Genomic DNA, 13,116 nt, shown 5'->3' on the forward strand with positions numbered 1-13,116 from the left:
AGTAGTGGGAATTGGCATCCCCTATCGCGCAACACTGGTATTCGACTAAAAACGGTATTGGGAGTTGTGGTTCGAGCAATGTCCAACGGTGGATATCTCCTTTTAAAGAATCCTCGTACCTTTAGGTCGAGGAGTGTCAACAGAGCCTTTTCAACCTTACTGTATTGCCCTGCATAGGGAATGATCCCCATTGTACCAAGAACTTGTCCCTGGACTATTCAGAGAGATCGACCTACCCAATTAATTTTTCGGAGAAAATCGTTCCCAAAACAAATTCATGGGTACATAGATCACCGGGGCCCACAGACTACTGAGAATCGCCGAACACAAAGCAATTTGTTGATGGGCAATCCAAATACTAGAAAAATCGCGATCGCCAATTAAGACCAATTGCAGAGCAATTATAGTCTCAGCCAACAGCGTCATGCCAAAGGTCAGTAGCGCTACAGAAATAAAATCCTCCTGCAAATACTTATCCTTTTGGAATCTGCCCGTCAAAAAGCCCACCAATACCAACCCCAACATATGGGTGGGGGAAGCATTCACTACCCCATTTTCCAACAGGGGATAGGGAGAAGTCAGGGCATCTTGGAGTAATCCCAAGACTAAACCGGCGATCGCCCCTTGCCAAGCATCACGCTTGAGACTCCAAACCACCACCCAAACCAAGGGCCAATTCACCCCAACTCCGAGTAATTCCATCCCCGGAAACCGGGTAAACACAATCAGACTACACAACAGCACAGAAAAGGTCGTCAGGCTAATATTAACCAGACGACTCAAAGAAGCCAGGATTTCAAGGAACTGTTTTACCACGGTCTCTTTCTACTCATTCAACTCATTGATCTCCACATCCATCGCTGGTTTACCCTCAGAAACCATCACCCACTCTAAATGACCGATAGGAGCTGAAAAATTAACCACCGCTTCCGGAGCCGGACTCTTTTTCAAATCCACCGACTCCACGATTCCAATCAACAAACCCGCTTGAAACCGAGGAGAATAGGGAGAGGTAAACACCTTGTATCCCGGCTTTACTTCCGGAACCTTATCAAAAAACTCCATCACCGCCTTACTTTGCCCTCTCCCATGCAAGATGCCCATAAAACTGCGGTCTTTCCCCACCCGAATGGTTGCCCCCACCCGACTGGTGGGATCGCTTAAGAGCAAGACGCGAGAAGTATTTTCAGTTACACTAATGACACGACCGACCAAGCCTCCTGTACCAGCAACAATATAATCCTTTTCAATGCCATCCCGACTGCCTCGGCCCAGAGTAATTTGTTTCCACCAATGATCCGCACTACGGCCAATGATGGGCGCAATCACCCCTTCCTGTTTTGACTGTTCCTGATAATCAATTAACTGCTTCAGGCGGCTATTTTGCTGTTCGAGTTCTTCCACTTTCGCTTCTAACTCCAGCATCCGAGCCGTCATTAATTGTTCTTGTTGAGGCGGATTTCCTTGGAAAGGTTCTACCAAACGGCCATAGAGTTCAAAGACCAAGGTTCCTTGGGTTTGTCGCACATAGACCGCCAAACCTAGGGCTGCAATCATCAGCACTAAGTTTAACCAATTTCTTTCCCACCATCGACGAATTTGACGTATATACATTCACTTTACATCCACCTTACATCCGCGATCGAGCGCTGAAAACCCGTTCTAACTGCTTGAAGTTTTCCAAAACCCGGCCCGTTCCCAAAACCACACAACTCAAAGGATCGGCCGCCACATGGGTAACAATGCCAGTTTCATGGCTCACCAGAGTATCCAAACCCTGAAGCAGCGCCCCACCACCAGCCAACATAATCCCCCGGTCGATAATATCCGCCGCCAATTCAGGAGGAGTCCGTTCTAAAGTCCGCTTCACCGCATCAATAATCATCGATAACGGCTCTAACATACTTTCCCGAATCTCACCCGCCTTAATGCTAACCGTTCTGGGCAAACCAGATAGCAAATGCAACCCCCGAACATCCATCGCACCCTCATCAATTTCTGGAGTCGGATAGGCTGAACCAATCTGAATCTTGATATCCTCAGCCGTCCGTTCCCCAATCGTTAAGTTATGGACTTTTTTCATATACTGAATGATAGAGTCATTCAGCTCATCCCCCGCCACCCGGACGGACTCACTAATTACCGTACCTTGTAAACTCAAAACCGCAACTTCTGTAGTTCCACCGCCGATATCAATAATCATATTCCCTGTCGGTTCGGCTACCGGTAAGCCTGCTCCGATCGCCGCCGCTACCGGTTCATCAATCAGATACACTTCTCCCGCTCCCGCTTGGGTAGCTGCTTCCATCACCGCTCGACGCTCCACCCCTGTCACCCCCGAAGGAATACCGATCACCATTCTTGGGGGGACTAACCCCTGTTTTCCTTCATGCACCCGTTCGATAAAATGCTTAAGCATCAATTCTGCGGTGTCAAAATCGGCGATCACGCCATCCCGAAGAGGGCGAAATGTGGTCACATTCCCCGGAGTCCGACCCAGCATTTTCTTGGCATCATCCCCAACTGCTAAGGGAGCTTTGGTTTCTGTGTCGATCGCCACCACAGACGGCTCTTGCAACACAATTCCCTTCCCCGATACATACACCAATGTATTGGCTGTACCGAGATCGATACCCATATCTTTTGAAAATCGACTAAATATACCCACTGTATTGCTCTCCCGACTTTTAGGTTATGTCCAAATGTCTAGAATTGTAAAAATATATAACTGACGTGGATTTTATTATGTTTTTGAGTTAGCGTCCAGTCAGTTGCCTAAATCGAGCCTGTAATCCCTATTTCCTCTGACTTTACCCCAATGTCAGGATCGGAGAGGGGGATGGGGATATGGGGGGATAGGATTAAAAGCTGACTGCCCACCAAAGAAGTAGAATTTTGCCCAGAACGGTCTCCTCATTCCTCCTTCGATTCGCTAAAGTAGATTAATTGTTCATCATTTGGATGTAGGAATTCAACATGGAGCTGAACGTGGTACATTTAGTCGGTCGCGTCGGTATCGACCCAGACGTGAAGTATTTTGAGTCAGGCGCGGTCAAGTGTAGGCTGACTTTAGCGGTCAATCGTCCCACTCGACGGACAGATGAACCGGATTGGTTTAACCTCGAAATTTGGGGGAAAACGGCTGAAATTGCGGCTAACTACGTCCGTAAGGGCAGACAAATTGGAGTTATGGGTCGCTTAGAGATTAATCAGTGGGAAGATTATAATACTCAAGCCCAGCGATCGAGTCCCAGAATTAAAGTCGATCGCTTAGACTTATTAGGCTCTAAGCGAGATGAACAAATGGAGGAATTTGACAACTAATTCTCATCTCCTGCTTACTCCCTAGCCACTTAATACCGAATTTGCAAGGTAACCGAGGCTTCAACCTGTTGCTCGCCTCCCATAACTGGGCTTGGGGCAGATTCTGCTCGTGCGAAGTTTGCCCCATCCAAGCGGATAGGAGAGGGGGCGCTGGCGTGGTTAATCTGAATACTGACAATGCTACGAGAGCTAAGATTGAGGGCATCTAATACCGTTTGGGCTTGTTTTTGGGCATCAGCAGTGGCTTGGCGCAGAGCCACCTGTTGAGCCTCGGCAATGGCTTCATCCGTGGCAATAAAACTAATGCCATCAATGCGAGTGGCTCCCGCTTGTACGGCTTCATCGATGAGGCTACCGGCTTTAGAAGTCTCGATGCGGAAGCTGACGGTATTGGTAGCCGTGTAACCGGTGAGGCGTTGAGTGTCATTGCTATAACTATAATTGGGCGTTAAGCGAATTCCCGTAGTTTCCAGTTGCTCCACTTGACGCTCTTGCAGTAATTTCACTACGGCTGAAGACTGACGAGCCACTTGGGCTTGTACCTCTTGGGCGGTTTTTCCCTGAACTTCTACCCCTAAATTAACCAGGGTGAGAGTCGTCGGAATCCGTTCTATCCCTCTCCCCGTCACGGTCAAGGTTTGCAACAGTTGCTGTTGTTCCTGAGCGTTGACGGGTTTGGGGCTATACCAATTTCCCATTAATACGGAAAACCCCATTACGCCGATGGCTAGAGGTAATATCGATAAACGTCCCCAAGCAGGGTGTGCAGTAGAACGAGTGGTTTGGATTGGATGCATAAACTAGAGTCAATCTCCTAAGCGTAGGTCTATAATTCTCTTAGTTTGCCTGACCCGTGCTGCTGTGAGGATACGGTTACGGTTTTGGTAACTATGAGGTTTCTCAGCTTTACACAAGCTTTATAAACGCTCTGTTTTGATAAACTTTTAATGAAGTAAGGGGGCTTAGACTTGCATCAGAGAATAAAAAGGTTTATAAATAGTAAATAAGGTACTGAAAGCGTAACCAACTGAAACCTAGTTTGGGGGTTCTCCAGTGGGATAGGAAGGTTGGGTGAAAGGAATCAATCGTCGCTATAGTAGCTGATTGGCGGGTTTCTGTTCAGTAGAATTGTTAAATATAAACTCCTAGAACTTTTCCATACGGTTGTGCAGCGAGTGCATGACCGTATTTTTTGCTCTGGGTTTGCCTTCAAGGAACGGGGAACCCTGGTTGATGGTTGAAGAAGTAGACAAGATGCCCGCATTCCTGTTTCGTGTGGGAGCATCTCACCCCCTAGCTCCTGAATTAGGGTTAGTTTTCCGGACTTGATATGATAAATATGACTTGACAAAAAGTATAGTATGTGTATTTAAAGGGAGATCGATCTAAGGGTTAGTATGACTCTAGTGATATTACCGTGAGGGCGATCTCTCTACTTTAAAGGTTTCATAAAAACCAAAAGAAACTATAGACCAATTTACGGAAACTGACCTAAACTCCTGGGGTAGCTGATTGTATGACCTTTGGATATGTTCATTGACTCCTCAATCTGCCATGCTAGAGCTATGGAAACAACACAGAAAGATTTATAGGAGTCCTTACCAATGAATACAACCAAAACCTTAGTGATTACGGCTGCAACCTCTATTTTTGCTCTCGTTGCCACTCAGCCTTCTGCTCAAGCTTATCGCCTCTTCTTCGGAGAAGATTTAAACAATAGTAGCTATATCCCCTTATCCGAAACACCTAACGCTTCAGCCGCTCAAGATGACTTTCTCTCTGGGTTAGTAGGAGTGGGAGTAGAAACCTTTGAAGGATTTTCAGATGGTACAACAGGGCCAGTGGATCTCGATTTTGGTGTAGCGGGAGTAGCGACCTTACAAGGTAATGGAGAGATTGAACACCAGGCATCTGGCACATCTGCCGCAGGTCGTTATGGTGTGTCAGGAGACAAGTTTTGGGAAGGTGCAGCCCGTTCTGGTGCGTTTTCCATTGACTTTAGTCAAGAGGTGGCAGCCTTTGGGTTTAATGGGGTAGATATTGGTGACTTTGGCGGTCAACTGTCCCTGATTCTAGATTTGGTCAATGGGGGTCAAACCACAGTCACCGTTCCCAATACTGTAGGTAGCTCTGGGAGTACGGATGGTTCTGTTCTCTACTTTGGACTGATTGCCGAAAATGATGATGAGCTGTTTAATGGTCTCTCGTTCAGCATGACGACTGGACAAGGGGATTGGTTTGCTTTTGATAATATGACCATTGGTAGCAAGGAACAAGTGGCTAGTACCCCAGAACCCGCTTCTATGCTTGGATTATTGGCGGTAGGTGCTATGGGTGTAGTGGCTGGACTCAAGCGTAAAGCGAACTAGCTCCTTTGATCCTTTGAGTTGAGTAAACAGATGTAACATTATCAATCCTACCCATGGGTGCGTATTATACTGAGGGACAGTAAACTCAATACGCACCGATGGCTAATCTTGAGAGAGCTTTACATTTTATTGAACAACAGTGGATAGGAAAGACCGGTAAACCTCTAAGTCCTATTCAAAAAGCGATTCTCCAGGGTTCCTGGGGAGAGAAAGCAATCCCATATCATCAGATTGCGACTCAAGAAAACTATTCCTGCCAGTATATTCGACAAGTTGCCGCTCCCCATTTATGGCATACCTTGTCTGGAGTATTGGGGGAAAAAGTGAGTAAAAAAAGTTTTACTTCTGTGGTAAAGAAGTATCTGGTGACTAGAAATCTAGACGGTGGTTTCCTAGATCTTCCTGGCGATCGCCTTTCCCTTGACTCTAAGTTGTATATTAGCAGACCCAGTATAGAGCAACTGGGTTTTCAAGTCTTGTCTCAGCCAGGAGGGATTCTGAGTCTTGTGGGGCCTCGAAAAATGGGTAAAACTTCTCTGATGATTCGACTGTTGCATCAAGCTAGGCAAGAAAATATGACGGTCATTCCTTTAAGCCTAGAACAGGTTGACACAGAGTTTTTACAAAATATAGATCAACTTTTACAATGGCTAATTTATGAGTTATATTATCGATTAAGTTGGTCACCTCCTGAATGGAATTGTGCTACGGATGGTTTAGGATGTAAGAGTTTAGCTACCCGTTACCTAGAAAATGTACTCAACCAAATTGAGTCATCTTTAGTAGTCGCTATTGACGAATTCAATCTATTATTTAATCATCATTCAATTGCTATTGATTTCTTACGCTTACTGCATTCTTGGCATGAATTTTCAGGATATGGAAGTCCAGAAACTAGGTCTTGGAAAAAATTACGATTTATATTAGTGACCCGTACAGATATTTATGCTGAACTCAATATTAAAAGCGCTCCTATCCGCATTGGTAAATCGATGAAACTTCCTTACTTTACCACCCTAGAGATAGACGAGTTGGCCAACTATTATCGGGTGAAACTTACCTATTCTGAAATTGAGGAACTCATGTGGTTTACAGGAGGACACCCTTATTTAGTAAGCTTGAGTTTATACACAATTTATCAAAACAATGCCACTTTAAAGACTGTCTTAAATGCTAACATTGAGGGAGATCCTATTTTCAAGAAATACTTGAATGCCTATGGGCAAATTTTGCAAAGAAATGCTATCCTCCTGGGTGGATTTGAAGATGCGATCCAAGCTGAAGGAGCGGTGAGATTACCGCCGTTCCTGGAATTTCAGCTTGAAAGTTTGGGTTTAGTCCAGTCAGGAAAGAATGGGGTAAGGGTGGCAAATGGGCTATACCGTTGGTATTTTGGCGATCGCTTTATGACCTAGTTACAGTTGGATCGTTCTTGAGGATATCACCCATCGGTAGTGCTATCCGTTATTTTTCTGATATACTTTCTAAAGAATTGACCAAATCTAGGATATAATTACGGTCTAATACAAATTCTTGCGATCGCCGCGTTTGCGATCTTCGGCGACTGCTTTGCCATGCAGAAGAACTGTTGGAGCGGGAACCTGTAGGATGAGAAGTTGTACCAGTCATGATGATGTCCTTAAATCTTTTGTTATAGGGGAGTTTTAAACGAATCAGGCATCCTCGTTGAAAACCTTCCTATTTATTAGTCTGACTGATTTGGGGAACGAATGAGCAAACTTGTAAAATAGATTTACGCGATCGCCAGATTGTACCGGAGACTAATGGTCATCTTTCGGTCATAATCTTATTCTAGGGTAAAGGCTAGTTCAGCAAAAACCCATTCATCCTTGTTTTATGTCTAACCTAAAGTCGTCCAATTTCCTCCTCGCTTGTCTATTGAGTGGTAAAGCCAGCCTACTGTTAATGGCTCCGGTACAAGCCATCTCTAGCTCTCCTTCCCCAGAAACTTCCCTAAAAACTGCCATAGAAGTCGAAGTAGTGAACCTAAAGGTAAACTCCACCGAGAGAAGTGGGGAAGTCAGATTAGTGGCTAATGCAGATAACGATCAAAATGTAGATCAGAATGTAGATCAAAATCAGGATGTGAATAATAGTAATCGCAATTGGCGAGCATAGGTAGCCCTGGAGACACAGGGGAACAGGGTGAAGCACAGATATCCTGTTTCCTGTTCCCTCTTTCCCATTCCCATTATGACTGTTTTATCTTCTCTCCTCTCTCCCTATTCCCTAGAGCAATTCTGGGCCGAAAACTGGACGAAGCGAGCGATACTCATTCCCGGAAAAACGGGGGATAAATTCGCCCATTTATTCAGTTGGCAGGATCTCAACCATTTATTAAACTATCACCAGATCCCTTATCCCGATCTGCGCTTTGCCCAAGATGGTTCATCTTTACCGGCAGCTAAAACCGAAAAATGGCTAGAGTTGCTTGAGCAAGGAGCAACTTTAATTATCAATAGTGTCCATAGTCGGATGCCAAAATTAGAGCAATTGGTAGCCCAAATTCGGGAAGAAACAGGACATCGCAGCCATATTAATCTCTACTGCTCGCCGCGCTCCGAACAGGGATTTAATTGCCATTATGATAGCCATGAGGTGCTAATTTTACAAATTGCTGGGGATAAAGAATGGTTTGTGTTTCCAGAAACGATCGCCACTCCCATTTCTAGTATGCGATCGTCCGATCAAATTCCTCCGGATGTTCCTCCCTATCTGCAATGCATCCTGAAACCGGGAGATTTATTATACATTCCTAGGGGCCATTGGCATTATGCGATCGCCTGTGGGACTCCCTCTGACGATGACTTTTCCCCCTCCCTCCATTTAACATTAGGCATTAGCTGTCAAACTGGATTAGATTGGATCGGTTGGCTGCAAGAAGAATTACAGGAATCTCCGGAATGGCGCGAAAACTTACCCGTAATCACTCCAGAGGACAAAAGCACCGTTGAAACCCATTTACAGCAATTACGCGATCGCCTAATCACCTGGTTACAAACCCCAGAAGCGATCCAAAAGTATCTTCATTATCTCGGATATTGCGATCGGCCCCCGCTCCCCCTTTCCCTTCCCCATCAACTCGGTAGCCAGATTTTCGCTCAAGGACTCGAAACCCGCTTCATTTCCTCCCCCTTACATCCCGTGCAAATTGTTGCCACCACAGATCAGCAAACTCAAATCATTATCGGCACAAAACAAGCCACGGTTAAAGGATTACCCACAGAGTTAGTCGAAAAACTCTTCCGTCCAAAAGGCTTTACCCTCCTAGATTTAGCCGAATGGTCACCCAATCTCGATGTAGAAACCGCAGTCATTCCCCTACTCACTCAACTCGTCACCCAAGGACTCTTACAAGTAGATCCTTCCGGTGAAATAGAAGCCTAAAATTGTGCATTTAAGCCCAGTTAATCGGTTAAGAAGGGGTCAAGATCTATCCCCCCATCCCCCCATCTCCCCATCTCCCCATCTCCCCATCTCCCCATCTCCCCATCTCCCCATCACCCCATCACAGCGCAAAGCGCTGTATCACCTGCTCCACCAACCACCCACCAAAACCCCGCAAAAACACCATTAAACCCGGACGATTCCCTGAAGGAAAAAGGGCCAATTGTAAAGCCTTAGCCATCTCTCTCTGTTGCTCCGGAAAATAGAGCGCAAACCGTTGATAACAATAATATAAATCAGGGGTATAACTTTGGTCTTGCTCCATCACCAATTCAAACCCCGTTCTCACCATCCGTCGCATGATCCAACGGCATTGTTTTTTCACCTGAGCCGAAAATTGGATATCCTGCGGGGACAATTGGGATAAAATATCTAGGGTTTGGGCTAAATCTTTTTCCCAAGTATAGGCATAGTTTATCAGAGCATATCCTGGCTTAACGTTGGGCAAAATAATGGGCAAATCTTCGCCAGCAATCTTTACACTTTTAATTTGCACAATTGCCGGCCAAATTGAGTTAGGATGCTCAATATCTTTCTGATTTAAGAGAATCAGTTCTACTTTTTGGCAAAACAGATATCGCTTTTGGAGTTGGCTGCAAATCTGGCGGGCAAGGGAGCAATCTGTATCGGAAATTTCTCCAAATAAAATAGCAAAACTATCGAGATCGGAGACTTGGGGAAGGGCTAAACCGCGAGGAACAGAACCGCGTAAATAGAGAGTTTTTAAGCGAGTTGACCAAGTATGTTGAACGCTCTGGCTCAGTTCTTCTACTAAGAGAGTCCAGGGGGGTGAAATCTTATCGATATGGCAATCATTGATTAAATATCCAGTAGCATCTTGAGCCAAGAGTTTACCCCAAGGGATGATTTGGGTCATTTTTCCTCCATGACTGATAACGGTAAGGAAATTTGAAAGGTCGAACCTTGGTTGAGGGTACTGAATACGGTGATGGTTCCCCCATGAAACTCTACAATTTGTTGGGTAATGGCTAATCCTAAACCAAAGTGTTTAACCGAAGAGCGATCGCCGGATGCATTAACGCGATAAAATCGCTCAAAGATGTGGGGAATCTCTGTTTCTGGAATACCCATTCCTGTATCTTTGATGCTAATAATTGCCCAGTTATTTTCAGTAAATAAACTGAACTCAATTGTACCACCTTTGGGGGTATATTGGCAAGCATTATTAACCAGATTCGCGATCGCTTGCCGGAGTAAATGAACCTCTCCCTTCACCCAAACCCCAGGCTCAATCACATCCTGCTCCAATTGTAAGGCATTTCGCTCAACTTCCAGAGAAAAATCAACCGATAAACTGATCATCAATTCAGTTAAATTAATATCTTGTAAAGATTGGGAATCTAGCCCCCCTTCATGGCGAGCTAAAAATAGTAACTGAGCAATTAAATCACTCATGGTTTTAGCTAATTTTACTATCTTCCCAAATCGGGGACGTAGATCGACTATAACTGCTTGTAAATCGCCTGATTCTGACCAATCATCTAACATCATTAATCCGACTTGAGCCTGACTCAAAATGGCGGCTAAGGGTGTTCGCAATTCATGAGATGCATTAGCTGTAAAGCGTTGAAGTTGTTGATTGCTTTTGTGTAAATTTTGCTCTCGACTAGCTAACTCTCGATCCAGTTGATAAAATAAATGTATGGAAGCCAAAAAACCCATCCCTCCTAACCCCGCAGAAACCAACAAAATTGTCCAGGTAATCCGCCGATATAAATTCTGATGCCGTTGCCTTTCTTTGAGCAGTATTTCTTCCGTTTCTGCAAATTGATTAATTAAATATCGCCCGCGATCCATAGTTGCTTTTCCTTCATCTAACCAATCGGAGAGAGAAGCCATAGAAACCCATTGATCGGTGGTTAAATCCATCCGTTTTAATTCGCTTTTGAGGGTGATTTTTTTATCAAAGATTTCTAGATTTTTATTCGTAATCTCTTTGATCTCTTGCAACCGTTTAGTTTGTTCTGGATTGTCAGAAACTAGAAATTCTAGTTTTTCTACAGAGTCTGGAATAATTTTGATCGCGTTTTTATAAGGTTCTAAAAACTCTGGATTTAAGGTCAATCCATAACCCCTGACTCCAGTTTCAGCATCAATTAAGCCATTGAGTAACTGTTTTGTTTCTAGGCGCACATTTTGCGTATGTTGTACCCATTTTTCATCTTCAACTAAACTGGCATTTAACCAAGCAAAGGCAGATATGGCGGTAAACAGACAAGACACGGGAATAGCAATAATTAGAGTGCCTCGAATCCGAATGGGCAGTTGATGCCAGGGAGAAAAAAATCGCCTAGGGTTACTCATAAGATCAGGTTAATTTTTGCAAATTTCGAGACGATAACCCATACCATAAACGGTTTCTATCCAGTGGTCTACCTGAATTTTTTGTAATTGCTTTCGCAGTCGTTTAACGCGGGCGGCAACCGCATTACTTTCGGGTTCTGCGCCCCATTCCCAAAGGGCTTGTTCTAGTCGATCGCGGCTGAGGATTTGTCCGGGATTTCGCATCAAGATTTCTAACAGTTGAAAGTCACGACTGGACAGTTTTAGGCTCTGTTCGCCTCGCGTTAAGTATAGGGTATCGAGATTTAGGGATAAATCGCCCACTTGTAGGATATCGCCTATCCAAAGGGGCGATCGCCGTCGCAGAGCGCGTACTCTGGCAAAAAATTCTTCAAGATCGACAGGTTTAACTAAGTAATCATCGGCTCCAGCATCTAAAGCTTCTACTTTATTAGCAGTGGTATCTTTAGCCGTGAGCATTAAAATGGGGGCGCTTTTCCCCAACTGGCGATAAAATTGGCAAAGGGCAACCCCGTCTTTTCCCGGTAACATCCAATCTAAAATCAGTAAATCATACTCTTTTTCGCCGATTAACCATTGAGCATCAATGCCATCTTCCACTGCATCGACAATGTGCCCCACGCGAGTTAAGGCAAAATGTAAGGGTTCGAGTTGTTCGGGATCATCTTCAACTAATAGAATTCGCATCAGTTCAATGACAGCTACTTAGGCTTAGTATCGGGTTCATCACTCCCCAAAAAACCATTGTGTACCCACATGAGCTTCTATGCAGCGATCGCCTAAATCATGCCATAAAACACCGATCGCCTTCATTCCCGTACAATGATTTGCGCCAATTCGTTGCACCTGATAACGCTTCAGAGTGTCCACCGTCGCTTGCACGCGCTGCTCATTAGCGTTTAAGAGATGCATTCCTCCCATGACGGCATAAACCTGTTCAACTTCAGCAATCTGGGTAACATAATTCAGGGTATTGATTACTCCTGCATGGGCGCAACCGAACAGAACAACTAACCCCTCCGGACTATACAAATATAACGCTTGATCGTCCCAAAGGGGATCGACCCGATTGTGTTCAACATCTTGCCAAAATGATCCCCCGGTATTTTCTAGGGGATGGGTGCGGGGAATGGTTCCCGTTGCATAGACTCCCGGACAAATTTCTGTAGGGTTTTGAGTCCAGACGATGCGATCGCCATAATCCGCTAAAAGTTGCTCAGAGTCAAGCAAGCCGATATTACCTCTGGGGCTATATTTTGGGGAAATTGCCTGGGGATGGAGAAACAAAACCGGGCCATTTTCCTGGAAAGTCCCTAAACTGGGCAATCCACCCGTATGATCGTAATGGCCATGGCTCAGAACAATCGCATCGAGATCCCATAAGGCAATGCCTAAATGTTCCGCATTATGGCGTAATGCCATCCCCTGTCCCGTATCAAACAGAATCTTATAGCCATCTGCTTCAATGAAAAACGAGATGCCATGCTCTCCGAGTAACCCTCGACCTCTGGCACAATTTTCAACTAAGACGGTTATTTTCAGTTGGCTGAGATGATCTGAAGACATGAGTTTTACTTTACGATTTCTGTGCCTTCGTGGCAAGGAACCACAAAGACACAAAGGACACAGA

The 13,116-nt window shown here is 44.9% G+C and carries 14 protein-coding genes; 5 read left to right on the forward strand and 9 right to left on the reverse strand.

Features of this window, described 5'->3' with window-relative positions; all coding sequences use genetic code 11:
- Positions 1-240: 240 nt before the first annotated feature.
- The 3 genes from mreD to PMG71_RS17035 are packed head-to-tail and all read right to left on the reverse strand — an operon-like array spanning position 241 to position 2,668.
- The gene (gene mreD / locus PMG71_RS17025; protein ID WP_283754906.1) at positions 241-816 is read right to left on the reverse strand and encodes a rod shape-determining protein MreD; all 576 of its coding nucleotides are present in this window, start codon (positions 814-816) and stop codon (positions 241-243) included.
- Between the two features lie 9 nt (positions 817-825).
- Positions 826-1,614, reverse strand: coding sequence for a rod shape-determining protein MreC (mreC, locus tag PMG71_RS17030; RefSeq protein ID WP_283754907.1), 789 nt, complete (start codon positions 1,612-1,614; stop codon positions 826-828).
- Positions 1,615-1,630: 16 nt separating this feature from the next.
- A complete protein-coding gene (locus PMG71_RS17035; protein WP_283754908.1) occupies positions 1,631-2,668 on the reverse strand; it encodes a rod shape-determining protein in 1,038 nt (345 codons plus the stop codon).
- A 308-nt stretch (positions 2,669-2,976) separates the two neighbouring features.
- On the opposite strand from PMG71_RS17035, the gene PMG71_RS17040 reads away from it, so the two are divergent.
- Positions 2,977-3,324 (forward strand): single-stranded DNA-binding protein, encoded by a 348-nt coding sequence (locus PMG71_RS17040; RefSeq protein ID WP_283754909.1) that lies wholly within the window; start codon positions 2,977-2,979, stop codon positions 3,322-3,324.
- Between the two features lie 29 nt (positions 3,325-3,353).
- Here the strand turns inward: PMG71_RS17040 and PMG71_RS17045 are convergent, their stop codons facing one another.
- The gene (locus PMG71_RS17045; protein WP_283754910.1) at positions 3,354-4,121 is read right to left on the reverse strand and encodes an SIMPL domain-containing protein; all 768 of its coding nucleotides are present in this window, start codon (positions 4,119-4,121) and stop codon (positions 3,354-3,356) included.
- 807 nt (positions 4,122-4,928) lie between these two features.
- Here PMG71_RS17045 and PMG71_RS17050 point away from each other — a divergent pair.
- Together PMG71_RS17050 and PMG71_RS17055 are read left to right on the forward strand one after the other, a co-directional pair.
- Positions 4,929-5,693 carry a PEP-CTERM sorting domain-containing protein gene (locus tag PMG71_RS17050; RefSeq protein WP_283754911.1) on the forward strand — a complete coding sequence of 255 codons (765 nt, stop codon included), beginning with the start codon at positions 4,929-4,931 and terminating at the stop codon, positions 5,691-5,693.
- 98 nt (positions 5,694-5,791) lie between these two features.
- Complete coding sequence (locus PMG71_RS17055) at positions 5,792-7,108, forward strand: AAA-like domain-containing protein (protein WP_283754912.1); 1,317 nt, start codon at positions 5,792-5,794, stop codon at positions 7,106-7,108.
- A gap of 49 nt (positions 7,109-7,157) precedes the next feature.
- Here the strand turns inward: PMG71_RS17055 and PMG71_RS17060 are convergent, their stop codons facing one another.
- A complete protein-coding gene (locus PMG71_RS17060) occupies positions 7,158-7,322 on the reverse strand; it encodes a hypothetical protein (protein ID WP_283754913.1) in 165 nt (54 codons plus the stop codon).
- 228 nt (positions 7,323-7,550) lie between these two features.
- On the opposite strand from PMG71_RS17060, the gene PMG71_RS17065 reads away from it, so the two are divergent.
- Positions 7,551-7,832, forward strand: a complete 282-nt coding sequence (locus PMG71_RS17065) for a hypothetical protein (protein ID WP_283754914.1) — start codon at positions 7,551-7,553, stop codon at positions 7,830-7,832.
- Between the two features lie 75 nt (positions 7,833-7,907).
- Positions 7,908-9,101, forward strand: a complete 1,194-nt coding sequence (locus tag PMG71_RS17070; protein WP_283754915.1) for a cupin domain-containing protein — start codon at positions 7,908-7,910, stop codon at positions 9,099-9,101.
- Positions 9,102-9,222: 121 nt separating this feature from the next.
- Here PMG71_RS17070 and PMG71_RS17075 read toward each other — a convergent pair whose 3' ends face one another.
- From PMG71_RS17075 to PMG71_RS17090, 4 genes are read right to left on the reverse strand one after another with little or no spacing between them, the layout of a single operon-like run.
- Positions 9,223-10,038, reverse strand: coding sequence for a hypothetical protein (locus tag PMG71_RS17075; RefSeq protein ID WP_283754916.1), 816 nt, complete (start codon positions 10,036-10,038; stop codon positions 9,223-9,225).
- Complete coding sequence (locus PMG71_RS17080; RefSeq protein WP_283754917.1) at positions 10,035-11,486, reverse strand: sensor histidine kinase; 1,452 nt, start codon at positions 11,484-11,486, stop codon at positions 10,035-10,037. The genes PMG71_RS17075 and PMG71_RS17080 overlap by 4 nt, the downstream gene beginning before the upstream one ends.
- Before the next feature lie 9 nt (positions 11,487-11,495).
- Positions 11,496-12,173, reverse strand: coding sequence for a response regulator transcription factor (locus tag PMG71_RS17085; protein WP_283754918.1), 678 nt, complete (start codon positions 12,171-12,173; stop codon positions 11,496-11,498).
- 39 nt (positions 12,174-12,212) lie between these two features.
- Complete coding sequence (locus PMG71_RS17090; RefSeq protein ID WP_283754919.1) at positions 12,213-13,052, reverse strand: MBL fold metallo-hydrolase; 840 nt, start codon at positions 13,050-13,052, stop codon at positions 12,213-12,215.
- Between the last annotated feature and the right edge of the window lie 64 nt (positions 13,053-13,116).

The sequence above is a fragment of the Roseofilum acuticapitatum BLCC-M154 genome, from assembly GCF_030068475.1.
Taxonomy (GTDB): domain Bacteria; phylum Cyanobacteriota; class Cyanobacteriia; order Cyanobacteriales; family Desertifilaceae; genus Roseofilum; species Roseofilum acuticapitatum.